This window comes from Parafannyhessea sp. LCP19S3_B1 (assembly GCF_052121955.1).
GTDB lineage: Bacteria > Actinomycetota > Coriobacteriia > Coriobacteriales > Atopobiaceae > Parafannyhessea.
The window spans coordinates 34,634-61,584 of record NZ_JBQKDH010000012.1 but is presented as its reverse complement, the minus strand read 5'-3'; the positions used below and the strand labels follow the sequence as shown (position 1 = coordinate 61,584).

22 protein-coding genes and 1 pseudogene are annotated in these 26,951 nt (G+C 67.4%); 10 read left to right on the top strand and 13 right to left on the bottom strand.

The genetic code is table 11. The features are described 5' to 3' along the window. Positions 1-2 precede the first annotated feature (2 nt). The 3 genes from ACTQWE_RS07875 to ACTQWE_RS07865 are packed head-to-tail and all read left to right on the top strand — an operon-like array spanning position 3 to position 2,596. Positions 3-674 carry a response regulator transcription factor gene (locus ACTQWE_RS07875; protein ID WP_441856846.1) on the top strand — a complete coding sequence of 224 codons (672 nt, stop codon included), beginning with the start codon at positions 3-5 and terminating at the stop codon, positions 672-674. Next, positions 664-1,935: a sensor histidine kinase gene (locus ACTQWE_RS07870; RefSeq protein WP_441921533.1), complete on the top strand. Its 1,272-nt coding sequence runs from the start codon at positions 664-666 to the stop codon at positions 1,933-1,935. The genes ACTQWE_RS07875 and ACTQWE_RS07870 overlap by 11 nt, the downstream gene beginning before the upstream one ends. Then, entirely contained in the window at positions 1,925-2,596 is a 672-nt protein-coding gene (locus ACTQWE_RS07865) for a GTP pyrophosphokinase (RefSeq protein ID WP_170103209.1), read from the top strand. Before ACTQWE_RS07870 ends, ACTQWE_RS07865 begins: the two co-directional genes overlap by 11 nt. 19 nt (positions 2,597-2,615) lie before the next feature. On the opposite strand, the gene ACTQWE_RS07860 is transcribed toward ACTQWE_RS07865, so the two are convergent. Continuing rightward, positions 2,616-4,664 (bottom strand): YgiQ family radical SAM protein, encoded by a 2,049-nt coding sequence (locus ACTQWE_RS07860; RefSeq protein WP_441856848.1) that lies wholly within the window; start codon positions 4,662-4,664, stop codon positions 2,616-2,618. Positions 4,665-4,924: 260 nt separating this feature from the next. Between ACTQWE_RS07860 and ACTQWE_RS07855 the strand changes: the two genes are divergently transcribed. Beyond that, on the top strand, positions 4,925-5,332 hold the full coding sequence (locus ACTQWE_RS07855) for a metal-sensing transcriptional repressor (RefSeq protein ID WP_441856849.1): 408 nt from the start codon (positions 4,925-4,927) through the stop codon (positions 5,330-5,332). 33 nt (positions 5,333-5,365) lie between these two features. Next, the gene (locus ACTQWE_RS07850; RefSeq protein WP_441856850.1) at positions 5,366-7,984 is read left to right on the top strand and encodes a heavy metal translocating P-type ATPase; all 2,619 of its coding nucleotides are present in this window, start codon (positions 5,366-5,368) and stop codon (positions 7,982-7,984) included. Here the strand turns inward: ACTQWE_RS07850 and ACTQWE_RS07845 are convergent. Together ACTQWE_RS07845 and ACTQWE_RS07840 are read right to left on the bottom strand one after the other, a co-directional pair. Beyond that, positions 7,981-9,912 carry a fructose-1,6-bisphosphatase gene (locus ACTQWE_RS07845; RefSeq protein WP_170103213.1) on the bottom strand — a complete coding sequence of 644 codons (1,932 nt, stop codon included), beginning with the start codon at positions 9,910-9,912 and terminating at the stop codon, positions 7,981-7,983. The two genes, ACTQWE_RS07850 and ACTQWE_RS07845, sit on opposite strands and share 4 nt — an antisense overlap. A gap of 156 nt (positions 9,913-10,068) precedes the next feature. Next, positions 10,069-10,206, bottom strand: coding sequence for a hypothetical protein (locus tag ACTQWE_RS07840; RefSeq protein ID WP_154540962.1), 138 nt, complete (start codon positions 10,204-10,206; stop codon positions 10,069-10,071). A 224-nt stretch (positions 10,207-10,430) separates the two neighbouring features. Here ACTQWE_RS07840 and ACTQWE_RS07835 point away from each other — a divergent pair, with 224 nt between their 5' ends. Then, positions 10,431-11,657 carry a hypothetical protein gene (locus ACTQWE_RS07835; RefSeq protein WP_441856851.1) on the top strand — a complete coding sequence of 409 codons (1,227 nt, stop codon included), beginning with the start codon at positions 10,431-10,433 and terminating at the stop codon, positions 11,655-11,657. A gap of 16 nt (positions 11,658-11,673) precedes the next feature. Here the strand turns inward: ACTQWE_RS07835 and yihA are convergent, their stop codons facing one another. After that, complete coding sequence (gene yihA / locus ACTQWE_RS07830) at positions 11,674-12,261, bottom strand: ribosome biogenesis GTP-binding protein YihA/YsxC (protein ID WP_090845931.1); 588 nt, start codon at positions 12,259-12,261, stop codon at positions 11,674-11,676. A 329-nt stretch (positions 12,262-12,590) separates the two neighbouring features. Here yihA and ACTQWE_RS07825 point away from each other — a divergent pair. Then, positions 12,591-13,895: pseudogene (locus ACTQWE_RS07825) on the top strand (glutamate-5-semialdehyde dehydrogenase); the annotation flags it as partial. 131 nt (positions 13,896-14,026) lie between these two features. Here ACTQWE_RS07825 and ACTQWE_RS07820 read toward each other — a convergent pair. Together ACTQWE_RS07820 and ACTQWE_RS07815 are read right to left on the bottom strand one after the other, a co-directional pair. Then, positions 14,027-14,500, bottom strand: a complete 474-nt coding sequence (locus tag ACTQWE_RS07820) for a hypothetical protein (protein WP_441856852.1) — start codon at positions 14,498-14,500, stop codon at positions 14,027-14,029. A gap of 28 nt (positions 14,501-14,528) precedes the next feature. Beyond that, positions 14,529-14,789 carry a hypothetical protein gene (locus ACTQWE_RS07815; RefSeq protein ID WP_441856853.1) on the bottom strand — a complete coding sequence of 87 codons (261 nt, stop codon included), beginning with the start codon at positions 14,787-14,789 and terminating at the stop codon, positions 14,529-14,531. 212 nt (positions 14,790-15,001) lie between these two features. Here ACTQWE_RS07815 and ACTQWE_RS07810 point away from each other — a divergent pair, with 212 nt between their 5' ends. Continuing rightward, positions 15,002-15,214, top strand: coding sequence for a hypothetical protein (locus ACTQWE_RS07810; protein WP_170103218.1), 213 nt, complete (start codon positions 15,002-15,004; stop codon positions 15,212-15,214). Between the two features lie 974 nt (positions 15,215-16,188). Here the strand turns inward: ACTQWE_RS07810 and ACTQWE_RS07805 are convergent. From ACTQWE_RS07805 to ACTQWE_RS07790, 4 genes are all read right to left on the bottom strand, one after another. Further along, complete coding sequence (locus tag ACTQWE_RS07805; protein WP_441856854.1) at positions 16,189-18,831, bottom strand: DEAD/DEAH box helicase; 2,643 nt, start codon at positions 18,829-18,831, stop codon at positions 16,189-16,191. A 107-nt stretch (positions 18,832-18,938) separates the two neighbouring features. Further along, positions 18,939-19,946, bottom strand: a complete 1,008-nt coding sequence (locus ACTQWE_RS07800) for an NADH:flavin oxidoreductase (RefSeq protein WP_441856855.1) — start codon at positions 19,944-19,946, stop codon at positions 18,939-18,941. Continuing rightward, on the bottom strand, positions 19,943-20,929 hold the full coding sequence (locus ACTQWE_RS07795) for a LysR family transcriptional regulator (protein WP_441856856.1): 987 nt from the start codon (positions 20,927-20,929) through the stop codon (positions 19,943-19,945). Before ACTQWE_RS07795 ends, ACTQWE_RS07800 begins: the two co-directional genes overlap by 4 nt. 163 nt (positions 20,930-21,092) lie before the next feature. After that, positions 21,093-21,287, bottom strand: a complete 195-nt coding sequence (locus tag ACTQWE_RS07790; protein ID WP_170103222.1) for a hypothetical protein — start codon at positions 21,285-21,287, stop codon at positions 21,093-21,095. A 260-nt stretch (positions 21,288-21,547) separates the two neighbouring features. On the opposite strand from ACTQWE_RS07790, the gene ACTQWE_RS07785 reads away from it, so the two are divergent. Next, positions 21,548-21,898, top strand: a complete 351-nt coding sequence (locus ACTQWE_RS07785; protein WP_441856857.1) for a helix-turn-helix transcriptional regulator — start codon at positions 21,548-21,550, stop codon at positions 21,896-21,898. Positions 21,899-21,929: 31 nt separating this feature from the next. On the opposite strand, the gene ACTQWE_RS07780 is transcribed toward ACTQWE_RS07785, so the two are convergent. The 3 genes from ACTQWE_RS07780 to ACTQWE_RS07770 form a co-directional block, all read right to left on the bottom strand. Further along, complete coding sequence (locus ACTQWE_RS07780) at positions 21,930-22,421, bottom strand: GNAT family N-acetyltransferase (RefSeq protein ID WP_441856858.1); 492 nt, start codon at positions 22,419-22,421, stop codon at positions 21,930-21,932. 88 nt (positions 22,422-22,509) lie between these two features. Next, complete coding sequence (locus tag ACTQWE_RS07775; protein WP_441856859.1) at positions 22,510-23,712, bottom strand: ATP-grasp domain-containing protein; 1,203 nt, start codon at positions 23,710-23,712, stop codon at positions 22,510-22,512. 192 nt (positions 23,713-23,904) lie between these two features. Continuing rightward, complete coding sequence (locus ACTQWE_RS07770; RefSeq protein ID WP_441856860.1) at positions 23,905-25,284, bottom strand: esterase family protein; 1,380 nt, start codon at positions 25,282-25,284, stop codon at positions 23,905-23,907. 329 nt (positions 25,285-25,613) lie between these two features. Here ACTQWE_RS07770 and ACTQWE_RS07765 point away from each other — a divergent pair, with 329 nt between their 5' ends. Further along, the gene (locus ACTQWE_RS07765; protein ID WP_441856861.1) at positions 25,614-26,891 is read left to right on the top strand and encodes an O-acetylhomoserine aminocarboxypropyltransferase/cysteine synthase family protein; all 1,278 of its coding nucleotides are present in this window, start codon (positions 25,614-25,616) and stop codon (positions 26,889-26,891) included. Positions 26,892-26,951: the final 60 nt, after the last annotated feature.

Here is a 26,951-nt window from a genome sequence, read left to right as displayed (position 1 = left end):
TCATGCGTGTACTGCTTGCGGAGGACAACGTGCGGCTGGCCCGTGCGACCGAGGTGATCCTGGAGAAGAACGGCCTTGCCGTGGAGGTGGCCCACGACGGCCTGGAGGCGCTCGACGCGCTCGACCGCGGGTACTTTGACGTCGCCGTGCTGGACATCATGATGCCGGGGCTGGACGGCCTCGAGGTGCTGCGACGCGTCCGTGCGGAGGGCAACGACGTTCCCGTGATACTGCTGACCGCGAAGACGCAGGTGGACGACAAGGTCGCCGGCTTGGCTGACGGCGCGGACGACTACATCACGAAGCCGTACGACAGCCGCGAGCTCGTGGCGCGCATACGCGCCGCCGCTCGGCACAGGTCCGGGGCGTCGTCGAAGGTGCGCTTTGGCGACCTGGTGATAGAGGAGGACTCCTCCACGCTGACCACGCGGACGGCCTCCCTGGGCGTGAACCAGCGCGAGGCCCAGATGGCTGCGCTTCTGGCGCACGCGGGCGGGAAGGCCGTGGACACGGACTGGCTGAGGGAGCGCGTGTGGGACGGCGAGGCGCTCGATGGCGAGGTGGAGCTGTACGCGAGCTACCTGAACGGCAAGCTCGACGCGCTGGGCTCGTGCGTGAAGGTGGAGGGCTCGGACCGCGACGGCTGGAGGATGGTCGAGACCGTTGGAGCGTAGGCTGCGCATACAGCTGACGCTGAGCGTGCTCGCCTCTCTTGTGGTGCTGCTGGGCGTCATGTTCCTGGGGACGTACATGACGCGCCGCGCCCAGGTGGACGCGGACGCGGACAAGTCGATCGACACCATCGTCGAGGAGGGGGGAGAGCTCCCGAAGGACCCCTCCAGGTATTCGAACAGCACGATCGAGGGCTTCTACGAGATGCGCTACCTGGTGGCGCGCGTGGCGTCCGACGGGACGCTGGTGGAGACGAACCTCGACCACGTAGCGACCATCGACGAGGACGAGGCGCGGGCCATGGTGGGGCGCGCGCTCGCGCGTGGCGCCGACCGGGGCTATGTGGGGAGGTTCCGCTACGGCGTGAGGGCCGAGAAGGACGGGACAAAGGTCGTGGTCCTTCTCGACCGCACGAGGCAGCTGGAGACCCTGAGCGCGAGCATCGTGTCCGAACTGCGGATCTATGGTGCGGGCGTCGTGGTGGTGACCGTGATCTTTTTGCTGCTGTCGAAGCGGATCGTGCAGCCCATCGTGCGCGCGCACGAGAGCCAGCGGCAGTTTGTGATAGACGCGGGGCACGACCTGCGCACGCCGCTCTCCATCATCAGCGCGGACGCGGACGTCCTGGCGATGGACGTGGGTAAGAGCGAGTGGATCGACGACATCAAGAGCCAGGTGGACGTCATGAGTGGGCTGACGGAGAGCCTGATCGTGCTCTCGCGCGCGTCGACCGAGAACGAGCGCGGCGCCGGCGTGGTGAACCTTTCCGACGTGGTGTCCCGGGAGGCGCGCGGCTTCAAGTCGAGGACGCTGACGGAGGACCACCCGCTGGCAAGCGACGTGTGCGGCGGCATCTACGTGCGGGGCAACGAGCAGTACCTGCAGCGCATGGTCGGTGCGCTCATCGACAACGCGCTGAAGTACTCCGTGGACGGCGGCGCCATCGAGGTGCGGCTCGAGCGGCGCCTGCACCAGGCGGAGCTGAGCGTGAGGAACGCCACCGAGGGGGTGGACCCGAAGGAGGTTGGCCGCTGGTTTGGGAGGTTCTACCAGTCCGACAGGGCCAGGACCCACGAGGCGGGCGGCTATGGGATCGGGCTCTCGATGGTGGAGGCCGTGGCCCGGGCGCACGGCGGCAAGGTGCACGCGGAGGCCGAGGCGGACGGAGGCTCCGTCACGATGACCGTGACGCTGCCGACGACGCGAGACCCCACGCAGCGCGCGTGGAGGCACGAGACCGAGGGAGGTAGCGATGAGCGCTGACGAGAAGGGCGCCGCCGGCCGCGTGCTGGCGGGCAGGTGCCATGCGGAGAGCGAGGCCGAGCTGGAGAGCTTCTATGGGAAGGACCTGCCGCGGCTGCGGGAGGGGCTCGAGCAGCTGAACGACCTGGCCGAGGGCTTTGCCTGCACGGAGGGCAACTCCGACGACCTGAAGCCCGTGGTGTACTACACCTCTCGCATCAAGTCGCCGGAGAGCCTGGTGGATAAGGTGCGGCGCAAGGGTGGCGACGGATCGTCGCTTGCCGCGGCGATCGACGCGGGCGTGCAGGACATCCTGGGCCTGAGGATCATCTGCGCGTTTGAGGACGACGTGTATGCCGCGGTGCGCTGGATCGAGAGCCAGCCCGAGGTCGAGGTGCTGCGCACGAAGGACTACATAAAGAACCCGAAGCCGAACGGCTACCGGAGCTATCACATGAACGTGAGGTTTACGAGCGGGGCTGCGGCGTTTCTCCCCTCGTGCGAGATCCAGATCCGCACCGTCGCCACGGACTTCTGGGCGACGCTCGAGCACAAGATGAAGTACAAGAAGTCCGTGAAGAACCAGGCGCTGCTCACGCAGGAGCTGAAGCGCTGTGCGGACGAGATAGCGAGCGTGGACCTGGACATGCAGACGCTGCGCGACGCCATCAGGCGGGCGTAGGGGCGGGGCGTCTGGTGGCCTAACGACCCTGGCGCCTGCCGGGATGACGACCGCGGGAGGCGTACGTGCCGCTGCCATGCGGCGTGGGGGTGCCGCCGCGGGTGCCTTTGCCATGCCTGCCGCCTGGCGTGCTGCCTGCGTGGGCCGAGGGACGTCCCTTGCCCTTGCCGCCTCCCTGTGCGCCGCCCCTGCCGGCGGCCTTGCCGCCGCGCTTGCCGGACCCACTGCCCTTGCCGTGGCGCCTGCCGCCGGGGGCGTCGTCCTTGCTGTGCCACGGGCCGTCCGGGCGCACCAGGCACTTGGGGCCGTAGCCAATGAGGTCCTCGCGGTGGGCCGTGTGCAGGGCCTCCACCACCAGGTCGTAGTTCTTGGGGTTGCGGTACTGGATCAGCGCGCGCTGCATGGCCTTCTCGTGCGGGTTGGTGGGACAGTAGACCGGCTCCATGGTGCGCGGGTCCACGCCGGTATAGAAGATGCAGGTGGACACCGTGGACGGCGTGGGATAGAAGTCGCTTACCTGCTCGGGGTTGTAGCCGAGGTCTCGGCAGAACTCCGCGAGCCTCACGGCCTCGCGCATGGTGGAGCCCGGGTGGCTGCTCATGAGGTAGGGCAGCACGTACTGCTCCTTCCCGGCCTGGCGGCTGTACTTCTCGAACTCCTTGCAGAAGTCCTCGTACATGTGGTTGTGGGGCTTGCCCATGATCTCGAGCACCTGGTCCGAGATGTGCTCGGGGGCAAGGCGCAGCTGGCCGGAGGTGTGGTACTCCGCAAGCTCCTTGATGAAGGTGTGGTCGGGGTCGAGCATGGCGTAATCGAAGCGGATGCCGCTGCGGATGAAGACCTTCTTGACGCCGGGGACGGCGCGCAGCTCTCGCAGGAGCTGGACCAGGTCCTCGTGGGTGACGCGGAGGTTGGGGCAGGGCTCGGGCGCAAGGCAGCGCCGGTTGGGGCAGGCGCCGTGCCTCAGCTGCTTCTGGCACGCGGGGATGCGGAAGTCAGCCGTGGGGCCCGATAGGTCGTTGATGTAGCCCTTGAAGTCCGGGTCCTGGGTCATCAGGCGCGCCTCGCGCAGGATGGACTCGTGGCTGCGGCTCTGGATGATGCGGCCCTCGTGGAAGTTGAGCGCGCAGAAGCTGCACTGTCCCAGGCAGCCGCGGTTGTTCGCGATGGAGAACTTGACCTCCTTGATGGCGGGGACGCCGCCAGCGGCCTCGTACATGGGGTGGTAGGTCCGCTCGTACGGGAGCTCGTACGTCTCGTCCATCTGCTGGGTGGTGAGCGGCATGGTCGGCGGGTTCTGCACCACGTATACGTTGTGGGGGTACTCCTCCACCAGGGTGCGCGCGCTGAACGGGTCCAGGTTCTTGCCCTGCGTGCCAAAGCTGCGCGCGTACGCCAGCCTGTCCGCCTGCATCTGGTCCCAGGTGGGAAGCATGAGCGGCCGGTCCACGTCCTTGATGCTGCGCGTCCGGTACACGGTGCCGTGGATCCACGTGACCTGACTCACGGGCAGGCCGGAATCGAGCGCGTCTGCCACCTCGACCACGGACAGCTCGCCCATGCCGTAGATTAGCAGGTCGGCGCCGCTGTCGAGCAGGATGGAGCGCTTGAGCGAGTCGCTCCAGTAGTCGTAGTGGGCAAGGCGCCGAAGCGACGCTTCGATGCCGCCCAGCACGATGGGCACGTGGCGGTATGCGCGTCTGGCGAGGTTCGAGTACACCACGGTGGCGTGGTCCGGGCGCAGGCCCATCTTGCCGCCGGGCGAGTAGAAGTCCGTGGAGCGCCGCCGCTTTGCCACGGTGTAGTGGTTGACCATGGAGTCCATGTTGCCGGAGGACACCAGAAACGCCAGGCGCGGCTGGCCCAGGACCTGCACGCTCGCGGGGTCGCGCCAGTCCGGCTGACAGATGACGCCCACCTTGTAGCCGTGCGCCTCCAGCGTGCGCGTGATGATGGCCATGCCAAACGACGAGTGGTCCACGTATGCGTCGCCGCACACGAACACGAAGTCGCACTGGTCCCAGCCGCGCTCGGCCATGTCCTGCTTGTTGACGGGAAGAAAGCTCATGCGTCGCTCCTTTTGCGTGCCGGTGCGTGCTGTGCTGGTGCGTGTGCGCAGGCCGCCGCGCGGCAGACTGCTGCAACAGATTATACGGTTCGCCGCGCCCGGCCTTGCGCGACGGCATGCGGTCGATGTGTGCGGCGTGTGTGGGCAGAGGGCCCTCGCCCCTCTCGCCCGTTGACAGGTACCCCTTGGGGGTATAGTCTCACTGCAGTGAGAGGAACCCCCTGGGGGTATATGACCCAGGGGCCGGAAGGGAGGCCGCCATGGCACGGGACAAGGGGAACGCGCGGGCAAGGTGCGACGCGCATGGTGCGCCGGGCGAGAAGGACGCGCCCGCCACGGCCGCGGCCGCGCCGTGCGGCTGCCGCGCGTCTGGCGCCGCGACGCCGGCCCACAAGCACACGCCGCGCTCGGAAGAGCTGAAGAAGAGCGTGACCTGCAGGCTGAACCGCGCAATCGGCCAGCTGAACGGGGTCAAGGCCATGATCGAGGACGACAGGTACTGCGGTGACGTGCTGACGCAGCTTGCGGCGGCGGAGAGCGCCGTCAAGGCCGTGAGTCGCATGGTCATGCGCGACCACCTTGAGACCTGCGTGGTCGAGAGGATCCAACAGGGCGACACGGAGGTCGTCGACGAGGTAATGGACCTGCTGAGGAAGTTTGGGGCGTAGGCGCAGGCGCGCCGGCGCCCGGGGAGGTGCAAGATGACAAGCCGGGAGGCCCGCGAGACGTTTGACGTCACGGGCATGACGTGCGCCGCATGCGAGGCGCGCGTGCAGAAGTCGGCGGCAGGCGTGAGGGGCGTGAGCGAGGCGAGCGTCAACCTGCTGAAGAACTCGATGGAGATCGCGTACGACGGGCGGCCGCAGACGCTGGACGCCGTGGTGGCGGCCGTGAAGAAGGCCGGCTACGGCGCCGAGCCCCGAAGCCGTGCCGCCGCCGCGGACGGGCGTCCCGCGGCGTTTGTGGACCCGCAGGTGAGCGCCAGAAAGGCGATCGAGGCGAAGCGGCGCCAGCTCCTGTGGTCGCTCGCGTTTGGGGTGCCGCTGTTCTACCTGGCCATGGGCCCCATGCTCGGCTGGCCGGAGGTGCCGGCGCTCGCGGGCATGCGCGGCATGATGGCGTCCGCGGTGACGCAGCTCATGCTGGCCATGTGCGTCATGTTCGCGAACCTCGGCTACTTCGTGCGCGGGTTCAGGACGCTGGCGCACCTCTCGCCCAACATGGACTCGCTCATCGCCATAGGCTCGGCCGCGAGCTTTGGCTACAGCGTCGTGGGCGTGTACCAGATGGCGCTCGCGCTTGGCCGCATGGACATGGCCGCGGCGCACCACGCCATGATGGGCAGCCTGTACTTTGACTCCGCGGGCACGATCCTGGTGCTCATCACGCTGGGCAAGTACTTCGAGGCGCGCGCGAAGGGCAAGACCACGAGCTCCATATCCGCGCTCATGAACCTCGCTCCGAAGACGGCGACCGTGCTGCGCGACGGCCGCGAGCAGAGCGTCTCAACCGACGAGGTGCGCGTGGGCGACGTGCTGGTGGTGCGGGCCGGCGAGTCCGTGCCGGTGGACGGCGTGGTGCGCGAGGGCTCGGCCTCCGTGGACGAGTCCGCGATCACGGGCGAGCCCGTTCCCGCCGAGAAGGGCGTGGGCGACCGCGTGACGGGCGCCACGGTGTCGCGGCGCGGCTGGTTCACGATGGAGGCCACGGCCGTCGGCGCCGACACGACGCTCGCGAACATCATCCGCCTCGTGGACGAGGCCACCAGCTCCAAGGCGCCCATCGAGCGCCAGGCGGACCGCATCGCGGGCGTGTTCGTGCCCGTGGTCATCGCGATCGCGGCCGTGACGCTGGTGGGGTGGCTCGCGTTTCTCGCCCCGGGCGACTTCGCCGTCGCGTTCAACCACGCGGTGTCCGTGCTGGTGATCAGCTGCCCGTGCGCGCTTGGCCTGGCCACGCCCACGGCCATCATGGTCGGCACGGAGCGCGGCGCGAGGGAGGGCGTCCTCATCAAGAGCGCGGAGGCGCTGGAGGTCGCGGGCTCGCTCGACACCGTGGTGCTGGACAAGACCGGCACCGTGACGGAGGGCGCACCCAAGGTGACGGACGTCGTGCCCGTGGCGCCGGCGGGCGAGAAGGACCTGCTCCGCCTGGCCGCGGCGCTGGAGCGCAAGAGCGAGCACCCGCTGGCCCAGGCGGTGTGCGACTACGTGGACGAGGCGGCGCCGGGTGTGGACGCCTCGGCGCGCGTGGACGGCTTCACGCAGGTGGCCGGCGGCGGCATCAAGGCCACGGTCGACGGCAGGCCCGCGCTTGCGGGCAACGCCCGCCTCATGGCGGCGGAGGGCGTGGACCTGGGCGACCTTGCGGCGCAGGCGCAGGAGCTTGCGGCCGCGGCGAAGACGCCGCTGTTCTTTGCGGCGGGCGGTCGCGTGCTGGGCATGGTAGCCGTGGCGGACGTGGTGAAGCCCACCTCCGCGGCCGCGGTCGCACGCCTGCGCGCCATGGGCGTGCGCACCGTGATGCTCACGGGCGACCAGGAGGCCACGGCCCGCGCGGTGGCGTCCCAGGTGGGCGTGGACGAGGTCATAGCCGGCGTCCTGCCCGACCAGAAGGAGCGCCACGTGCACGACCTGCAGCGCGACGGCCACAAGGTCGCGATGGTGGGCGACGGCATCAACGACGCGCCGGCGCTTGCCCGCGCGGACGTGGGCATCGCCATCGGCGCCGGCACGGACGTGGCCATTGGCTCGGCGGACGTGGTGCTCATGCGCTCTGACCCGGCGGACGTGGCCACGGCCATAGAGCTCAGCCGCGCCACGATGCGCGACATCAGGCAGAACCTGTTCTGGGCGCTGTTCTACAACGCCGTGTGCATCCCCGTGGCGATGGGTGCGCTCACGCCCGTGGGCGTCACGCTCAACCCCATGGTGGGCGCCGCCGCCATGGGCTTCAGCTCCGTGTTCGTGGTGTCGAACGCGCTCAGGCTCTTTGCGTGGAAGCCCCGCGGACGTGCCGCCGCGGCCTCCGCGAAGGATGGCGTGAAGGTTCGAAAGGAAGGGTCCCCGGCACAAGGCGCCGGGGCAGACAAGAAGGGAAGTGCCCCCATGGCAAGCAAGACGCTCGATATCGAAGGCATGATGTGCGACCACTGCGTCGCGCATGTGACGCAGGCGCTCGAGGGCGTGCGTGGCGTGAAGAACGTGCACGTGTCGCTGGACGAGAAGAGCGCCACCCTGGACGCGGGCCCGCTCGTGAGCGACAAGAAGCTCTCGAAGGCCGTTGAGGAGGCCGGGTACAAGGTGGTCGGCATCCGCTAGGCGCGCTCCGGGATGGTGCCGTCCTGATAGGCGCGGACGAGCGCGTCCAGGTCTTGGATCTGGGCGCGCAGCTCCGCGCCGCGGTCCGTCTCTTGCACCAGCACCTGGTGGTCGTAGCGGCGCAGCACGTCGCTCTCGCTCATGATGTCCGCGTTGTCGTCCAGGGCGGCTTCGATGCCCAGAAACGGCCGGTGCGCCTTGATGCGCAGGTCGTGCGAGCCGGACACCAGCGTGTAGCCCGCGATGCCCGTCTTGTCGTGGTAGGCGCGGCAGAAGCCGCCGTCGATCACGAGCTTGCGCCCGTTCGCGCGCACGGGGCTCTCTCCGCGCACGGTGCGCACGGGCGTGTGGCCGTTGATGATGCGGCACTCCGGGCCGCACAGGCCAAACTCCTCGAGTATGCGCACGCAGACGTCCTCGCGGTCCGTCAGGTCGTAGTACGGGTCGCGCGGCTCCTCCCACGCCGCCCTGTCGCTCACGAACGCGCGCTCGAACGTCTTCACGACGCGGCCGGAAAGCGGGGAGTGGGCGCCGCACCACAGGTAGTACATCCAGTCCAGCGCGGACTGGTCGCCCCGCGTCCACGCGCGGCGCGCCACGGAGTCGCAGAAGTCAAGGTAGTCGCGGCCGCGCCGCCACGTGCCCTCGCAGCTGACGCTGCAGAACGAGCCGTCGGACGCAAGCGGTATGCACCCGTGGAACAGCAGGTTGCCGTCGCACACGCGGTAGATGGAGCCCTTCTCGTACAGGAACGCGACGTGGCGGCGCAGGCGGTCCGCATCGCGGAACGCGGCCTGCAGCCCCTGGAGCACGTCCTTCTCGCCCGGCGAGAGGCGGAAGGGGTCGCTTGGGTCGATCGTGGGGAAGTCGCAGGTCTTGAGCGGCCAGTCGCGGTCCCCAATGCGCACGGTGCCGCGCGCGAGGTCCAGCTTGTCAAGCAGCAGGCGCTCGCTCGCGCGGCGCCAGTCCGGGTGGCGGCGGTACGTCTGGCCCTCCACCTTGAACAGCAGCACGTCTATGGCCTTCTGGAACGGCGATACCACGTCGCCGGCGCGGTAGGTGCGGTTTGCGAAGAGTGCAAGCTCGCGCAGGCTTATGCCATATCCGCTCTCGATGGAGGACAGCGTGCCGTAGCGCACGCACGTGCGCACGACGGAGCAGATGCACGCCGCGGACCCGCACGCCGCGCCCATCCACGCGATGTCGTGGTTGCCCCACTGCACGTCGACGGACGGGTGGTGCTCGATCACGTGCATGACCTTGTCCGCGTGCTCCCCGCGGTCGAACACGTCGCCCACCACGTGCAGGCGGTCGACAGCCAGGCGCTTGATGAGGCCGGCGAGCGCCACGATGAAGTCGTCCGCGGCGCCGGCGGCCACAACGGACTCCAGGATGGAGCGGTGGTAGGCATGGCGGACCTTCTCCTCGTCGCGCGTGGCGTGCATGAGCTCGTCCATGATGTAGGCGTACTCCGGTGGCATGGACTTGCGCACCTTCGAGCGCGTGTACTTGCCGGCGACCCAACGCGCCAGGCGCACCATCCTATAGAGGTTCTGCAGGTACCAGGCCTCGTCCACGAGGCCCTCGCCGCGCAGGCGCTCGATTTTCTCGCGCGGGTAGTACACCAGGGTGCGCAGCTCCGCCTGCTCGCGCTCGTCCAGCTCCGACGAGAAGATCACGCGGATCTGCTCGCGGATGACGCCGGAGCAGTTGTTGAGTATGTGCTCGAAGGCCTCGTACTCGCCGTGGATGTCGCTGATGAAGTGGTCCGTGCCGCGCGGCAGCGTGAGGATGGCGCGGAGGTTGATGATCTCGCTCATGGCGGCGCGCCGGCTGGGGAAGCGCTGCGAAAGCAGGCGCAGGTACCTGAGCTGGGATACGGTGTCCGTGGGAGTTTCCGGCGGATCTTGCTGCGGGCTCTGGGTCATGGGGCTCCTTTGCGGTGGTGGAAGGCCTTTTGGGATTCGTATTCGATAATAGCCCCGAAACACACAAGACCGCTCTCCCGGGGGCAGGACGCCGGGGGAGCGGAAGGTGGTGCCGCGCGACCGGTCGGATGCGGTCGGCAGGCGATGTGGGTCTTGCTAGAACAGCTGGGTGATGCCCGTAAGGAGCAGGATTGTGAGCGCTGCGACGATGATCCCCGCGACCTCGACGGCGGCAACCATGCCGAACCCGCGCAGGAAGCCCTCGGTCTGGCGGTTAAAAGTGGTGGACGACATGATGACCTCCCAACCTCTGAGAATTGTCTTCTATTGGTATCTTTCCACGCGCGAGAGCCGGCACTGCCCTTGTGAGCTGGGGCTTACCGAAGCCTGCGACAAGCTGACGGTTGCGTTACAAATGTGTGGCCGTGCGCTGACGCGCCGTGTGGCCGCGTGCGCGCGGACGCCGCAAGTGCTACCGTAGCCAGATGCTCTGCGGGCGGTCGGGGGTCGGAGGTGACATGCGGGCCAGACGGGCGGTGCTGCACGCGGCGGGGGCGCTCCTTGTGGCGACCCTGTGCCTTGGCGCGTATGGACTTGTGGCCCCTCGCAGCGCGGGCCTGCCGTCAAGTGCGGATGGCACGAACGCGGACGCCGTGTTTTCCGACGCGGACGTGAGGCGCGTGCTGCGCGACTACGGCATGGGCACGTACTGCGACGTGGACCGCGTGATGCGCGACTCCTACGTGATACCGGGACTGAAGATGACGCGCACGCTGGACGCGGACGGAAACCTGTGCACGTGCACGACGATGACGCCGCAGGGCGTGTGCGTGGCGGGAAGGTACCTGCTGGTATCGGCGTACTGCCACGACCGCGTGCACGACTCCGTGATCTATCGCATCGGGCTGAGGAGCCACCGGCTGGAGGGCGTGATCGTGCTGGACGGTACGCCGCACGTGGGCGGACTTGCGTACGACGCGAGGCACGACCGCGTGTGGATGTGCGGGTACCGAGAGGGCAAGAACGGCGGCGCCACCGTGAGCTCGCTGAAGGCGAGCGCGTGGCAGTACTACGACGCGTCGCGCGCGGACGGCCCGTGCACGGTGGAGCGAACGTACTACATACCGACGCTTGCGCACGCGTCGTTTCTTACGGTGAAGGGCGACAGGCTGTACGTGGGCGACTTCAGCGACACGCGGAGGTCGCGCACGACGATCCAGGCGTTCGACATCGAGAAGGGCGGCACCCTGAGGCAGGCGGACCGCGACGAGACGATGGCGGACCTCCAGAAGGTGCGGAGCGACGGCTACCTCGAGAGCGAGGAGGGACAGGAGCCGCAGGACGACGCCGTTGACGTGCGCAACACCCGCGTGATGCGGCACGTGGTGAAGGACGCGGCGCGCTCGCACGGGGACATGCCCGTGCCCGTGGACGGTGCGCTCATCAACGGCCAGGCGCAGGGGATGGCTCTCGTGCGCGACCTGTGCCTGCTGTCGCAGTCGTACGGCCTGCGCGACAGCAGGCTGAGGGTGATGGCGTGGGACGGCGGGGCCTGGAACAACGACCTGAGGAACGCCCAGGCCTGGGCCACGTTCATACTGCCGCCGATGATGGAGGAGACCGAGGTGTCGGGTGGCAGGCTGTACCTGTGCTTCGAGTCTGGTGCCGAGGCCTACCGCTGGCAGGACTGCGCGCGGGTGGACCGCGTGCTGGTGCTGCGCCTGAGCGACGTGGTGGGGAGCTAGGCCGCGGGCAAGATCCCTAGAGGCAGGCGTCCTCGATCATGGTGCGGAGCTCTTGGATGCCCTGGCCCGTCTGGGACGACGTCACGAGCATGCGGGACGCGTCGAGCCCAAACTGCCTGGCGAGCGCCTGGCGCTGCTGCGCCTGTTTGCTGCGGCTGAGCTTGTCCGCCTTCGTGAGCGCCACGACGAACGGCAGGCCCTCCTGCTCGAGGTAGCCCAGCATGTCGCGGTCGAGCTGCTGCGCATCGTGGCGGATGTCCACGAGCGAGACGACGAGGTTGAAGCTGCGCTCCTGCTCGAAGTAGCCGCTGATGAGGTTGGCCCAGCGCTGCTTTTCTGCCTGCGACACCTTCGCGAAGCCGTAGCCCGGCAGGTCGACGAAGCGCACGCCGTCCACGTCGAAGAAGTTGACGTTTGCGGTCTTGCCCGGCTGGCTGGAGACCTTCGCGAGCGACTTGCGGCCGATGAGCTTGTTTAGGAGCGACGACTTGCCCACGTTGGAGCGGCCGACGAACGAGACTTCCGGCGTGGTGGGCTCGGGCAACTGCGCGATGGTTCCGTACGACGCCTCGAAGCGCGCCGTCTCGTACTTGAGCCTGCCCATGGTTCCTCCTCCGTGCGGGCGTCGCCCGCCGCCAGACGCGTGCCGCGGCTGTGCCGCGCACGCCCGTTGCCGCCTTGTGCTGCGTAGATTCTACCCGAGGTTGCGCCCGCGTCAGAAAGCCCCCACAAGTGCGGCGCTCCCGCGGCCCCGGTGCGCGGCGTGCCCGCGAGCGCCACCGCGCCGCACCCGCGAGTGGCACCGCGCCGCACCCGCGAGTGGCACCATGTTGTTAACGCGCGGGGCGCGCGCGGGCAGACGGGGTACACTCTGCAGTACGACTCAGAGGACAGCGGCACCGCGGCGGCACGTCCCGCCCCGCACGAGGAGGCCACATGGACATGAGGGAAAGCATCCACCAGATGAAGCTCGAGGCGCCCGCGATGGCGGCGTCCCCGCTGGAGCAGCGCAACCACGCGCTCGAGCTCATCGCGCAGGCGCTGGAGGCAAACGCCCAGAGCATCTTCGCGGCAAACGAGAAGGACATGGCGTCCGCGGCCGAGGCAGGCGTGGCGCAGACCGTCCAGAAGAGGCTGCGCTACGACGAGGCCAAGCTCCGCGACGGCGTGGAGGGCCTTCGGCAGCTGCAGGAGCTTCCCGACCCGGTGGGCAGGGTCCTTCTCGACCGCGAGCTTGACCAGGGGCTGGAGCTGAGGCGCGTGACGTGCCCCATCGGCGTGATCGGCGTGATCTTCGAGGCGCGGCCGGACGCGCTGGTGCAGATCAGCTCGCTGTGCATCAAGAGCGGCAACTGCGCCGTGCTGAAGGGCGGGCGCGAGACCGCGAACACCAACCGCGTGCTGTTTGACGTGATACACGCGGCTGTGGTTAAGGCGGGGCTTCCCGCGGGCTGCCTCTTGCAGGCGGAGCTCCACAGCGAGATAGATGAGCTGCTGCGCTGCGACGAGGACGTCGACCTGCTGATTCCGCGTGGGTCCAACAAGTTCGTGCGCTACATCATGGACCACACGAAGATCCCCGTGATGGGCCACTCCGCCGGCGTGTGCCACGTGTACGTGGACCGCGACGCGGACCAGGACATGGCCGTGCGCGTGCTGGTGGACGCGAAGACGCAGTATCCCGCCGTGTGCAACGCCGCGGAGACCCTGCTTGTGGACCGTGCCATCGCGGCGGAGTTCCTGCCGAAGGCCGCGCTCGGCCTGGCGGGGCGCGGCGCGCGCCTGCGCGGCACGCAGGAGGTCGTGGACCTGCTTGCCGGCGTGGAGGGCATCCCCGCCGTTGAGCTCATGGCAGACGACGAGTTCTGTACGGAGTACGGCGACTACGTGATGAGCTGCAAGGTGGTGGACGGCGTGCGCGAGGCCGTGGAGCACATCAACCGCTACGGATCGCACCACACGGACGCCATCGTGACGGCAAACGACGCCACGGCGGAATACTTCATGCAGATGGTGGACTCCGCCGGCGTGTACCGCAACTGCTCGACCCGCTTTGCGGACGGCTTCCGCTACGGCTTTGGCGCCGAGGTGGGCATCAGCACGGGCAAGCTGCACGCGCGCGGCCCGGTTGGCCTGGACGGCCTTGTGACGTACAAGTACCGCCTGGTGGGCCATGGCGACATCGTGGCGCCGTACGCCTCGGGCGAGAAGAGCTTTCACTACCGCGAGCTGGGGTAGGGCAGGGCGAGCGTCGGCTCCGGCCTCGAGGTCTAGGGTCTATATGAGAGCGCCCGGATTCCGCGACGAGGAATTCCGGGTGCTGTTGTAAGGTAATTACAAGGAGTGAGTTCTTCTCGCGTGTGGGTTCGTTACACGTCTCCGAGGGGAACCTCCGACTGCCTTGACATGAGGGTCTCGCCCTCGTCCGTCGCGAGCGTGACGGTCCGTGTTGCGTGTGTGGTGACCCCGGGCTGGTAGAAAAGGTACCCGATGGGGCTTCCCGCCTTCGAGTAGAGCCTGAACACGTTTGGCGCCGACGTCCTCTTGACGGTGCCGCTAAGCGTTGGCTTGGAATCCATCTGGCCGATGTTGTTGCCGAACACGAACTTTGCGCTACCATTCCTTGTGAGCCCGATGGAAAGCTGCGTAGGGTTTGCGGGGCCATCGACCGTGGTGCCAAAGGAGTAGAAGCCCGCGATCTGATCGATTGAGGCGCCGGACGTCGCGGCGTTGTTTGCGTTTGCGATGCCGATGACGCAGATTACGAGCGTGACGGTGGCAGCGATGGACCAGATGACGAGTGCGACGAGGGGAGCCTTGCGCCTGCGGGGAACGTCCTCCATGAATGCCTCCTGTTGACGGACTGAGGAGCTACTTCGTGTCACAGCCCTCGAAGTCGCGCATCTCCTGGCGGACGACTTCCTGCAGGTGGCGCTCGGCGGCGGCGGTGGCGTCCTTGTCACCCGAGGCCTTCGCCTTGCGGAAGGCGTTCATGGCCGAGAGGAAGTCCACCTCGGAATCCTCGTTCTTCTCGCCCGCGGCGGGCGCGTCCTCCGTGAAGGCGGTCTTCATGCCCTGCTGTGCGAGCTCTCCCTTGAGCTTATCTACGAGTGCCTGGTCGTTCTGGTCCATTGGTCCTCCGAGCGTTGTGGTTTGCACCATGCTAGCGCAAGCGTGGGGAGGCGGTGGCCGGGGCGCGAGACCGGCGCGAGATGGGGGACTTGGCGATGTGGCGGATTCGTCGTGTGCCACCCTTGAACGGGATTGGCCTCTGATATGTTGGGGTATCAGGTATTCATCGGGCGGCATGGGGCCGCTCGCCTGTGCTTTTGGAGAGTGCATTCATGGTTGGGTTGATGACCGGCATCGCCACGATCGGGTTTTTGTGGCTGGCGTTCAAGCTGGTGGCGCTGGGATTTCGCGTCCTTGGCTGGCTGCTGCGCATCGCGTTGGTGCTGGGCCTTATCTGGCTGGGGCTCTTTACGCTGCCCGTGCTCCTGATCGTGGGGGCGGCTGCCGTGTGGGAGCTGCTGCGAACGGTTGGCATCGTGCACTAGGTGCAGCGGTGCGCGTTGGCGTCGCGCGTAAATGAGACTGTGGGGCGGGTGTCCGAGTGGCACCCGCCTTTTGTGTGGACGCGGGCGGTGGCGTGCGGCGCGGCCGGTGCCAGCCGTCGGTACACGTGAGCCCCGAGTCGACACGCCCGTACACGTCGAGGCCGAGTTTCACGGGTCCGTGCAAGCTCGCGGCAGACGTGTACCGGGCCGGGTACACTTCGCGGCCCAGTTTGCAGGGTCCCTGCAAGCTCGCGGCAGACGTGTACGGGGCGGGTACACATGGGCGCGCTTTTGGCAGGAATCCGCAAACTCGGGCCAGACGAGTACCATCACTAGTTGAACCATGTCAGGAACTCTTAGATGTGTACCGGGTCGTTCGTTAAGACTTTGATCGCGCAGCTAATCTACCTCGTGTTATGTGGGATTAGACTAATTCCTCATGGTACACGTCTGGCCCGAGTTTGCATTTTCCGGTACACATGGGCGAGTTCCTGCCATGGTTTGATTTCTTATGGCACACGTCGGCCGCAAGTTTGCGGGATCCCGTACGCTACGGCCCCACGTGTACCGGCGGGACGTGCCTCCCGCACACATGAGGGGCGAGTTTGAGAGACCCATGCAAACTGGGGTCAGACGTGTACCGCCAAGGCGCCCCCCGGTACTCGTCTGACCCGAGTTTCGTGCGGGCGTGCAAACTCGGGTCAGGAGTGTACCGGCGCAAAGCATTGCCCGTACTCGTGAGGGCCGAGCTTGCGAGACCCCTGCAAACTCGCGGCCGACGTGTACCGGCACGCAGCGTCGCCCGTACTCGTGAGGCCCGAGTTTACGGAGCGCCTGCAAACTCGGCGCAGGTGTGTACCGGCGCCTATCGCCAGCGTACTCGTAAGGGCCGAGTTTACGCCGCCCCTGCAAACTCGCGGCAGAAGTGTACCCCCGGCCCACCTTCGCGCCCGGGTCGCACGCAGAACCCTTCGCTACGCCCGGTGCTCGCTCTCCAGAAGGTCCTCCACGAAGCCCACCTGGTACCTGCAGAAGACGACCTCGCCCTCCTCTTGCGTCGCGTCCAGGTCGACGTCGCCCGATATGCCAAAGTCGCGGTCGTCGTCTGGGTCGCGGAACATCTGCCGCACGTGCCAGACGTGGCGACCGGCGCCGTCGCCCTTCTCGTCCGACTCGTCTATCGCAAGGTAGGCGGAGGAGCGGGCGTCCGCATCCAGCAGGATGTCGTCGTGGGACTCGCGGTACGCGTCCAGCGCCTGAGCCCAGCGCGGCTGACGCCAGCCCCAGTCCGCGTCGAGCGCGCCCAGGCGCTCCGTGTCGCCCACGGCGGCAAGGCGCACACGCGCGAACAGGGCGTTGCGCACCAGGAGCGTGAGGCCGCGGCGGTCGTGCACGACCTCGTCGGCGTCCGTGGGGGCGGCGCCCGCCTCCGGCGCGGCGGTGCCGGCGGCGGACCACTCGTCCACTAGGCTCGAGTCGACGGTCCTCACCACAAGGCCCAGCCACGCCACGATGTCGCGCAGCCGGTCGTCCAGCTTGTCCTCGGGCACGGTGCGCGCGAGCACGCGGTACGCGTCGGAAAGGTAGCGCAGCAGCGACCCCTCGGAGCGCGCGATGCCGCAACGCTGCACGTAGCCCTTGAAGTCCGACGCCGTCTCCACCATGTCGCGCAGGATGGACTTCGGGCTCAGGCTGAAGTCGCGCGCCCACGGCACCTTCTCGCAGTAGCGCTCGAACGCCGCGTCCAGAAGCTCCTCCAGGGGCTTGGGGTACGTGACCTCCTGGATGCGCTCGATCCTCTCGTCGTACTCGACGCCATCGGCCTTCATCTGGGCCATTGCCTGGTCGCGCGCCTGGCGCTCCAGCGCGCGCAGGATCTGCGGCGGGTCCTCCAGCGTGGACTCCACCATCGATATCAGGTCGAGCGCGTACGTGTCGCTCTCAGGGTCAAGCAGCTCCAGCGCCGCAAGCAGGAACGGAGAGAGCGGCTGGTCAAGCGCGAAATCCTCCGGAAGGTCGACGGTCGTCACGTACGAGAAGGACCCGTCCTCCTCCTCGTGGCGCTCCACCACGCCCGCGTCTATCAGGGTCGCGAAGATTTCGTCCGCGCGCATGTTCAGGCGGAGCTTCTCGTCCTTTGGCTGGGCGGAGTCCGCTATCAGCTGGTGGACGCGGGAGTACGTGTCGCCGCCCTGCTCCACCTCGGCCAGCACCATGGAGTGGCTCACGCGCATGCGTGGCTTCAGCTTCTCGGGCTCCGCGGCGATGAGCTTCTGGAACGTGGCCTCCTTCCAGCCCACGAACCCCTTCGGCGGCTGCTTCGTCTTTATCTTGCGCGCCTTCTTCGGGTCGCCGCCGGCCTTCGCCAGTGCGCGCGCGTTCTCGATGTCGTACTCCGTCGCCTCAGCGATCACCATGCCCTCGGTGTCGAAGCCCGCGCGGCCGGCGCGGCCCGCGATCTGGTGGAACTCGCGCGCGTTCAGGTGGCGCATGCGGCGCCCGTCGAACTTGGAGAGCGCCGTCAGCAGCACGGTGTGGATGGGCACGTTTATGCCCACGCCCAGCGTGTCCGTGCCGCAGATCACGGGAAGCAGACCCTGCTGGGCCAGCCTCTCTACCAGCAGCCGGTAGCGCGGCAGCATGCCGGCATGGTGCACGCCCACGCCCGTCAGCAGCAGGCGCCGCAGCGTCTTGCCAAACGTGGTGGTGAAGCGGGTGCCTGCGATGGCCTCCTTGATCTGTGCGCGCTGCTCCTTTGTCGAAACGCCAAAGCTCGCGAGGCCAGAGGCGCTCTTCACGGCCGCCTCTTGCGAGAAGTGCACTATGTAGAGCGGCGCGTCGCCCGCGTCCAGCGCCATCTTCACGGTCTGCTCCAGCGCGGTGTCCACGAACTTGTACTCCAGCGGCACCGGGCGCGGCGCGTCCGCGACGGTGTCCACGGAGCGCTCCGTCATCAGCTCCAACGACGCCGCGATGTCGGACGTGTCGCCCAGCGTGGCGCTCATAAGCAGGAACTGCGTGTGCGGAAGCGTGAGCAGGGGCACCTGCCACGCCCAGCCGCGGTCACGGTCGCCATAGTAGTGGAACTCGTCCATGGCGACGCAGCCCACGTCTGCGGCCTCGCCCTCGCGTAGCGCCTGGTTCGCCAGGATCTCCGCCGTGCAGCAGATGATGGGCGCGTCCGGGTTAAGCGTGACGTCGCCGGTGATCATGCCCACGTTCTCGCGGCCAAAGAGCTCCACAAGGTCGAAGAACTTCTCGCTCACCAGCGCCTTGATGGGGGCCGTGTAGTACGCGCGCCGGTCGGTGCAGATGGATATGAAGCACATGCCCAGCGCCACCATGGACTTGCCGGAGCCGGTGGGCGTGCCCAGGATCACGTGGTCGCCGGAAGCAAGGTCGAGAAGAGCCTCCTCCTGGTGGTCCCACAGCTCGATGCCGCGCGAGTCTACCCATCCCAAAAAGAGGTCGAGCGCCTCCTCGGGGTCGATGTTCGCGAACGTCTCGTCGTCGGGCCACGGCACGAGCCTGCCCAGCGACCCCTGGCCGTTCGGCCCCTCGTCCACCACGGCGTCCTCGTCGGCGGCCGCCTTATCCAATGCTGCGTTTTGCTGCATGTGCTTGCCTTCTGTATGCGGCTGCGTCGCAACCGTCTTGCGGCACCTTGTGCGCCGCCTCTCGAACTATTCAATAGTAGCGGTTCGGTGACCCATCGCCTTGCGTGCTATGCGTGCAAGAGGTGCTTCGCCGCCCAGCGCTCGTTGTTCAGGATCGGCCGCCCTATGCCCACCAGGTCGCATGCGCCCTCATCCAACAGCGCCTGCGCGTCGCGCATGCTGCGGATGCCGCCGGTAAGCATCACGGGCACGGGGCGGCCCGCTGCGGCAAGGGCCTCGCGCACGGGCCCGGACACGCCCTTGAACCAGCCAGGTTCCAGCGTGTCGCGGCGCGTGTAGTAGTTCATCCCACCCGATACAGATATCATGTCCGCGCCGTGCCGGGCGAGAAGGACCGCCGCCTCGCACGCGTCTTCAACGGTGGTGCCGTCGGGCATGTAGTCGCAGCCGCCCAGCCGCACCGACACCGCCATGCCGCCTGCCTCCACGCGCACGGCGTCGAGCGCCTCGAGCGTGATGCGCAGGCGCCCCTCGAGCGAGCCGCCATACTCGTCCTGGCGCAGGTTCGTGAGGGGAGAGAGGAACTGGTCCAGAAGGTAGCCGTGCGCCGCGTGCAGCTCAACGCCGTCGAAGCCGGCGAGGCGGGCCCTTCTCGCCGCGCGGCCAAACGCGTCCACCACGCGGGCTATGTCCGCGTGCGTCATGGCACGCGGCTGCGGCTGTCCCACCTTCGCACCCGGGCAGTTCACGCCGCTGGGCGAGAGCGCCACCTGTCGTATCACCTGCGGCCGCGCCGCGCTTCCGGCATGGCTGAGCTGCACAAACACCGGGGTGTCGCACTCGTGCAACGCGCGGGCCTCAAGCCTCAGGCCGCAGAGGTCGTCGTCGCGGCTGATGGATGCCTGTCGGGGCGTGGCCTGGCCGTCCGCCGTCACAAAGTGGTGGCCGCACTCAACAAGGCCAAGCAGCCCGCCCTCCGCGTGCTCGCGGTAGTGGTCAAGCAGCCGCTGGCTTATGCTGCCGTCCGGGTTCGCGCGACCGCTTGCCATAGGCGCCATCACCACGCGGTTGCGCAGCTCCACGCGCCCCACCCGCACGGGGTCGAACGGCGTCATGCCTCCGTCCCCGCGTTGCCCGCGGTCGGTGCGGCGACGCTCTTGAGCGCCGCCTTCGAGGGCACGATCTCTTCCGGCTGGTCAAAGCTCACGATGAGCCGCTCGAGCTCGCGGATGTAGTCGCGGGCAAGGCCGCTCAGGCGGCGCTGGCTGTGGGTGACGTAGCCCACGTTCATCACCTCGTCCGTCTCGATGGGGATGGACGCGATGCCGTTGAACATCTCGTCGGAGCGTACGCCGGTGGATATGAGGTAGCCGTCGCAGTGGCTGAGGATTCCCGTCATGGTGGCGCGGTCGCTCACGGTGATGTGGCGCGCGTGCGGCAGGTCGCCTAGCGGCTCCTCGGAAAGATAGAGCGAGGCCTCCGCACCCTGCTCGAAGTCGTAGCGCTCGAACGGCGCAAGGTCCTCGGCCGTGACCGTGCGCTTCGACGCGAGGGGATGCCCTTCTCGCACGAAGACGTGCGGTCGCGCGTGGAAGAGCGACGTGAAGACGAGGGAGCCGTCCCCCAGGCGCTTGCGGATCACGGTCTCGTTGTAGTGACTCAGGAAGAGGATGCCGATGTCGCTCCGGAACGTGCGCACGTCGTCGATGATCTCGCCCGTGCGCGTCTCGCGCAGGCTGAAGTCACACGAAGAGCCGCCGTGCGCCTGCAGAAAGTTGATGAACGCGCGCACGGCAAACGCGTAGTGCTGCGTGCTCACGGACATGCGCCCCTGGGACGTGCCGCGCCGCGTGTAGTGGTCGGTCAGGAGGTCCGCCTGCTCCACCACCTGGCGCGCGTAGCCCAGGAACTCCACGCCGTCGCTCGTGAGGCTGATGCCCTTGCTGGAGCGGTTGAAGATCCTGATGCCAAGCTCCGCCTCCAGCTCCTTCACGGCGACGGAGAGGCTGGACTGCGATATGAAGAGCTTGCGCGCCACGGAGTTCATGGAGCCGCTCTGGGCTATGGCGATAACGTAACGGAGCTGCTGCAGCTGCATTTGGGGCCTCCCGCATTGGTCTGCTATGCAGTAAAGCTATACCACGCGAAGGCCGATTTGCGCAACGCGACATGGCACCCGCGCACAGGCGCGCGGGCGCGGCGTGCGAGAAGGGCGCGGCGTACGAGAAGGGCGCGGCGTGCCGATGGGACGGCGGCCTGGGCTACAGCTCCGTCACGATGGCGGCCGCAGCGTACTCCTCGAGGATGGCCTCGAGCTCGCCCTCCGTCCGCGGCGCGTCGCCGCACATATCGAGCAGTTGCTCATACGTCACGACCTCGCCCGTGGTCTGCAGGAGGAACTTGTCCGTTGGCCTGGGCTCGACGAAGGCGGGACGGTCGCTGGTGGCGTCGCTCATGGGGTGTCCTCCGAATGCGTTTGGGGTACGGATGCTCGTACTTCTCGTACGGCTATCCATCTGTCTAGCAAGACTAGATTCTACGGCGTTTTGGCATGCGTGCCTAGTGGCGCTAGACATGCCGCGTGGGAACTCTCCTATGAATAGAGAAGAGCATTCTTTGTATCTGAAGTGCTTTTGCTTGCGTTTGGCGGCGCCGAGCGGGAAGAATCGCTTGCGTTGCGCGGAGCCGGAGCGGTCGAGGGGAGGCGTTTGCGCCCATGGGCGCCAGGAAGTCGGACGTGCGGCATCGGAACAACCTGAGGGCCTGCAGGGAGGCCGCCGGCAAGAGCCAGCGGCAGCTTGCGGCGATCATGGGCGTGAGCGAGAAGTCCGTGAGCGCATGGGAGACCGGTCGCGTGGAGATGAAGGCGGACCACTTGCTGGCACTGGCGAACTGCCTGGGTTGCACCCCCAACGACCTGCTGGGATACGAGGGAGACGTCCGCGTGGTGCGCGTGCGCGCGTACGAGGAGCGCTATGCGGAGATCTATGCGCGGCTGGCGCCGAACGTGCGCGACGCCCTCGAGACGATCCTGGACGCGACGTCGAAGTCGAGGCGCCCGAGGTAGGCGGTAGGAGGGGCGCCTTGGCCTAGGCGCGCTAGAGTATGGTCTCCATACCGATCTTCTGCGGCTTCATGCCCATGGCCTCGTAGAACTTGAGGGCGCCGGGGTTGCACGACCACACGTTGAGCGTGACGTTGTGGAAGCCTTCGCCGCGCGCGAAGTCGACCACGTGGTTATACAGGGCCGTGCCCACGTGCTTGCCGCGTGCTGACTCGTCCACGCAGATGTCGTCCACGTAGAGCGTCTGGATGCCGGTGGCGTTGTTTCCGTTCCAGTCCTGGTATATGCAGAACGCGTAGCCCAGCACGCGCTCGCCCGCGTCCGGGTTGGCCGCGTCCGCCGGCTCCACCGCCACGAAGACGGGGGTCCTGTCGTCGCGGAAGATCTGGCTCAGCTCGTCCGCGGTGTATTTGGTGGTGTCCCTCACGAAGAGGTCCGGCCTTCCGTCTGCGTGCACGTTGCACACCTGGACGAGCAGGTCCAGAACCTGTGGGATGTCTGCGTCCGTTGCGCGCCTGATGTTCATGCTCTTCTCCTATCATCCTGCGTTTCTTGCGTTTGCGTTGCGCCTGTCTGCGTCGCGCCGCCCGCCTGCCGCGTGTGGGGCCGGTGCGTCAGTCCGCGCGCTCCTGCACGTAGCGAATGAACTCGTCGCGCTCCTGCGCGCCGTCCAGCCGGGCGGTGTACATCTGGTTGCCCATGTCATTGGAGAGCGCATCTGGCATGCGCTCGCACATGACGATGGAGTCGCCAAAGCGCGCGATCACGTCCTCGTGGGAGTGGGCGTACGCGTGCGAGTCGCGCCTGCCCGCGTACACGCAGAAGTGGTTGTCGCGCGAGGGCGGCAGCGTGCTGCGGTCCAGCGCCACCATGTCCGCCCAGATTTGGTACACGTCCGTGGAGTGGGCGAAGTTCATCATATCGGGGGAGTAGCCCCCGGGCGGGCGCACGTTGACCTCGAGGCCCACGTAGTCGCCCCGCTGGCCAAGGCCTGGCTTGTCGTGGGCGAGCCTGAAGAACTCCATGTGGACGAAGCGGCGCGCAAGGCCAAGGCTCCAGGCGCACGCGCGGCCCAGCTGCCGCAGGATGGGGTCGACCGTGGGAAGCGAGCAGTACCAGAGGTCGAGCCCCTCCGTCGCGACCCTGGCCATCGAGGGCGGGAACTCCTCCATGTTTTCGAACAGCGGCTGGCAGCGCGAGTCCAGGATGGCGTCGTAGCTGAAGATCTGGCCCTCCACGTACTCTTCCAGCACGTACGGCGTCTGGCCCTTCTCGCTCAGCAGGCGCTCCAGGTCTGCACGGCCGTCGACTTTGGCGACGCCGACCGAGCCCACGCCGCGCTCCGGCTTGGCAAACGCCGGCCAGCCGATGCCGCCCTCGCCTTCCACGAAGTCGAGCGCCGCCTGCAGCGTGGTCAGGCGTATCTGCCGCGCGGTCGCGACGCCGGCGCGGTGGTAGCCCAGCTTCATGTCGACCTTGCTCTGGAGCGAGCGGATCTGTTGCGCGTTGGGGCCGGTCGTGACGTTGAAGTCCGTGCGCAGCGCGGCGTCCTGTGCGAGCCAGTACTCGTTGTTCGACTCTATCCAGTCGATCTTTCCGTACTTGTACGAGAAGAACGCGACCGCCTTGAACACGCTGGGGTAGTCCGAAAGGCTCGGGACCCAGTAGTACTCCGCGAGCGCGTCCTTAAGGCGGCCATCGAGCTGGTCGTACGGGGTGTCGCCTATGCCGAGCACGTTGACGCCGCGCCGGCGCAGCCGGTCGCAGAACTGCCAGTACGTGTGGGGAAACTGCGGCGATACGAAGACGAAGTTCAAGGTGCTCCAATCCGGAGGGTCCGGCGCCGTGTGCGGCGCGTGCCAGCGATGATACCAGCGCAAGGTTGCGTGCGTGTGAAGCGTCGACGCGTCCCGGCGCAGGGCGGGGGAGAAGTGCGGCGCTAACGAGAAGACCCCGCGCTCCGTGGTGTTAGGGGCGTGGGGCCTTCGAGGCTGTCTTTCGTGCGGCGACTAGCGCTTCTTGCGGGCCGTCCTGGTGGTGGCAGCCTTCCTGGCCGTGGACTTTGCGGCTGGCTTCTTGGCTGCCGCGGGCTTTGCGGCGGAAGCGGCCTTCTTCACGGCCGGCTTAGCGGCTGGCTTCGCTGCGGCAGGCTTCGCTGCGGCAGGCTTGGCCTCGGCCTTGGCCGGGGTCGCCTTGGCGGCGGGCTTTGCCGCGGCAGGCTTGGCCTCGGGCTTCGGCTCGGCCTTCTTCGCGGCAGGCTTAGCGGCTGGCTTGGGCTCCGCCTTCGCAGCCGGCTTAGCCGCGGTCTTCTCGGCGACCTTTGCGGCTGCCTTGGGCTCCGCCTTCGCAGTGGCCTTCTTCGCGGCCGGCTTAGCGGCTGCCTTGGGCTCAGACTTCGCGGCAGGCTTGGCTGCGGTCTTCTCCGCGACCTTTGCCGCTGCCTTGGGCTCAGACTTCGTGGTGGGCTTGGCAGCTGCCTTTGCGGCCGGCTTCGCCTTTGCCTTCGGCGCGGCAGGCTTTGCCTCGGCGTTCTTCTCGGCGGGCTTGGCAGCGGGCTTCTTCGTGGCCGGCTTCGCGGCGGCCTTCTTCGCAGGCTCCTGCGCCTTCGCGACCCACGGCGCCACGGGCTCCTTCTCTACCTCCTTGGCGACGTCCTCCAGCACGAAGGGCAGGAAGTAGGCCATCTGCTTCTTCCACCAGTACCAGTCGTGCGTGACGTCTGCTCCCCAGTAGTCGCACCAGTGGTCCACGCCCAGGCGGTTGAGCTCTGCGTCCATGCGGCGCTCGTCGTTGGCAAACTGCGCGTCCTCGCCCTGGCCACAGCAGAACAGCAGCGAGCGGTTGCGGTACAGACCCACGTACGGGTGGTCAAGCGGCATGTTTGGCAGGAACGCCAGGACGTCGTTGTCATACAGCGTGGAGTTCATCCAGTCGCCGAAGAAGTAGCCGGAGTGGTAGATGCCGGAAAGCGCCATGCAGCCCTGGAAGAGGTCCGGGCGACGGAACAGCGCGATGGCCGCGTGGACAGCCCCCATGGAGCAGCCAAACGCGATCGGGCGCAGGTTCGAGGCGTTCAGCTCGTGAACGCGGGGGATGAGCTCGTCCGTCACGAAGCGGAAGTAGGCCTCCTGGCGGGCGGCGCGGGCCTCGTTGTCGCCGCTCAGGAGCGACCAGCTCTGCTCGTCGAAGTTGTCCACCGAGAAGAGCTGGATCTGCTTGCCGTCGATGAACTCGGCAAGCGCGTCCACCATGCCCTCGTCCTCGAGCTCGCTCGCCTTCTGGTCCTGGGTCTGGAACGCGACGACGGGGTAGCCGCCCTCGCCGTAGACGATGAGGCTTGCCTCCTGGCCGAGGGACTTGCTCTGCAGCTTGTAGACGGAACGCTTCATATTGGTATGTCCTCCTATCGAGTCCATGTATTCGCTTTGGCGCGTCGGCAGAAGGTACGAAATTCTCCGCCGGCGGGGCCTTGCCCGCGTGAATTGTAGCATTACGTGCGGAATCGTGCATTTTGGGGCCGTTTCTTACATGAGCCTTTGGCGTAACGGGGCATTGGTGTCAAATTGCATGCCATTGGTTCTTATGGGGAGCAACTTCTCAGCTCTACCGCCGCGCGGTGCCGTGGGTGTGGCACCATAGGTGTCCATGGTATCTACAGCATGTAGGACCGGCGGGACCGTCAGACATCGCGGTGCCGCCGACGATTGGGGAGGCGTTCATGAGCACCATCGAGACCACGTGCGTGCAGGGCGGCTACGTTCCCGGGGACGGCGAGCCCCGGCAGCTGCCCATCGTGCAGTCCACCACCTTCAAGTACGACACCTCGGAGCACATGGGGCGCCTGTTCGACCTGGAGGAGGATGGCTACTTCTACACCCGCCTGCAAAATCCCACCAACGACGCGGTCGCGAAGAAGATCTGCCAGCTGGAGGGCGGCTCGGCGGCCATGCTGACGTCCTCGGGCCAGGCGGCCACGTTCTTCTCGCTCTTCAACATCTGCGAGTGCGGCGACCACGTGGTGGCGAGCTCCGCCATCTATGGAGGGTCGTACAACCTGCTGGCGCACACCATGCGCAAGATGGGGGTGGAGGCGACGTTCGTCTCGCCCACGTGCACGCGCGAGGAGCTGGACGCCGCGTTTAGGCCCAACACCAAGTGCGTGTTTGGCGAGACCATCGCGAATCCCGCGCTCGCGGTGCTCGACATTGAGCTCTTCGCCTCCGCCGCGCATGACCACGGCGTCCCGCTCATCGTGGACAACACGTTCCCCACGCCCGTTAACTGCCGCCCCATCGAGTGGGGCGCAGACATCGTGACCCATTCCACCACCAAGTACATGGACGGCCATGCCTCGTGCGTGGGCGGTGCGATTGTGGACTCCGGCAACTTCGACTGGATGGCGCACGCGGACAAGTTCCCGGGTCTCACGCGCCCTGACGACTCATACCACGGCATCGTGTACGCGGAGCGCTTTGGCAACGCGGGTGCGTTCATCACCAAGGCGACGTCGCAGCTCATGCGCGACTTTGGCTCAATCCAGAGCCCGCAGAACGCCTACCTGCTGAACATTGGCCTCGAGAGCCTGCACGTACGCATGCCGCAGCACTGCAAGAACGGACAGGCTGCGGCGGAGTTCCTGAGCGCGCACCCCAAGATCGCGTCCGTTCGCTACCCCGGGCTTCCCGGTGACCGCTACCACGACCTTGCACAGAAGTACATGCCGGGCGGCACCTGCGGCGTGGTCTCGTTCGACGTGGCCGGCGGACGTGCGGCGGCCGAGCGCTTCATGAGCGCGCTCAAGCTGTGCACCATCGAGACCCACGTGGCGGACTCCCGCACGTGCTGCCTGCACCCGGCGAGCTCCACGCACCGCCAGATGACGGACGAGGAGCTGGTTGCCGCCGGCATCAGCCCGTCCATGGTACGGCTTTCCTGCGGGCTCGAGGGCACGCAGGACATCCTGGACGACCTCGCCCAGGCGCTGGAGCAGGCGTAGCCGTGGCGGTTGCGTCGCAGGGAGCCAGCCCGCGCGGGCGAAAAGGGCGGCGAGAAGAGC

Coding starts and splice junctions, on each gene's coding strand:
- ACTQWE_RS07820 (WP_441856852.1), bottom strand. CDS start 14,500: ATGGAGGACGTTCCCCGCAGGCGCAAGGCTCCCCTCGTCGCACTCGTC.
- ACTQWE_RS07850 (WP_441856850.1), top strand. CDS start 5,366: ATGACAAGCCGGGAGGCCCGCGAGACGTTTGACGTCACGGGCATGACG.
- ACTQWE_RS07815 (WP_441856853.1), bottom strand. CDS start 14,789: ATGGACCAGAACGACCAGGCACTCGTAGATAAGCTCAAGGGAGAGCTC.
- ACTQWE_RS07790 (WP_170103222.1), bottom strand. CDS start 21,287: ATGAGCGACGCCACCAGCGACCGTCCCGCCTTCGTCGAGCCCAGGCCA.
- ACTQWE_RS07860 (WP_441856848.1), bottom strand. CDS start 4,664: ATGAGCTTTCTTCCCGTCAACAAGCAGGACATGGCCGAGCGCGGCTGG.
- ACTQWE_RS07835 (WP_441856851.1), top strand. CDS start 10,431: ATGCGGGCCAGACGGGCGGTGCTGCACGCGGCGGGGGCGCTCCTTGTG.
- ACTQWE_RS07770 (WP_441856860.1), bottom strand. CDS start 25,284: ATGAAGCGTTCCGTCTACAAGCTGCAGAGCAAGTCCCTCGGCCAGGAG.
- ACTQWE_RS07810 (WP_170103218.1), top strand. CDS start 15,002: ATGGTTGGGTTGATGACCGGCATCGCCACGATCGGGTTTTTGTGGCTG.
- ACTQWE_RS07785 (WP_441856857.1), top strand. CDS start 21,548: ATGGGCGCCAGGAAGTCGGACGTGCGGCATCGGAACAACCTGAGGGCC.
- ACTQWE_RS07840 (WP_154540962.1), bottom strand. CDS start 10,206: ATGTCGTCCACCACTTTTAACCGCCAGACCGAGGGCTTCCTGCGCGGG.
- ACTQWE_RS07875 (WP_441856846.1), top strand. CDS start 3: ATGCGTGTACTGCTTGCGGAGGACAACGTGCGGCTGGCCCGTGCGACC.
- ACTQWE_RS07795 (WP_441856856.1), bottom strand. CDS start 20,929: ATGCAGCTGCAGCAGCTCCGTTACGTTATCGCCATAGCCCAGAGCGGC.
- ACTQWE_RS07805 (WP_441856854.1), bottom strand. CDS start 18,831: ATGCAGCAAAACGCAGCATTGGATAAGGCGGCCGCCGACGAGGACGCC.
- ACTQWE_RS07780 (WP_441856858.1), bottom strand. CDS start 22,421: ATGAACATCAGGCGCGCAACGGACGCAGACATCCCACAGGTTCTGGAC.
- yihA (WP_090845931.1), bottom strand. CDS start 12,261: ATGGGCAGGCTCAAGTACGAGACGGCGCGCTTCGAGGCGTCGTACGGA.
- ACTQWE_RS07855 (WP_441856849.1), top strand. CDS start 4,925: ATGGCACGGGACAAGGGGAACGCGCGGGCAAGGTGCGACGCGCATGGT.
- ACTQWE_RS07765 (WP_441856861.1), top strand. CDS start 25,614: ATGAGCACCATCGAGACCACGTGCGTGCAGGGCGGCTACGTTCCCGGG.
- ACTQWE_RS07865 (WP_170103209.1), top strand. CDS start 1,925: ATGAGCGCTGACGAGAAGGGCGCCGCCGGCCGCGTGCTGGCGGGCAGG.
- ACTQWE_RS07800 (WP_441856855.1), bottom strand. CDS start 19,946: ATGACGCCGTTCGACCCCGTGCGGGTGGGGCGCGTGGAGCTGCGCAAC.
- ACTQWE_RS07845 (WP_170103213.1), bottom strand. CDS start 9,912: ATGACCCAGAGCCCGCAGCAAGATCCGCCGGAAACTCCCACGGACACC.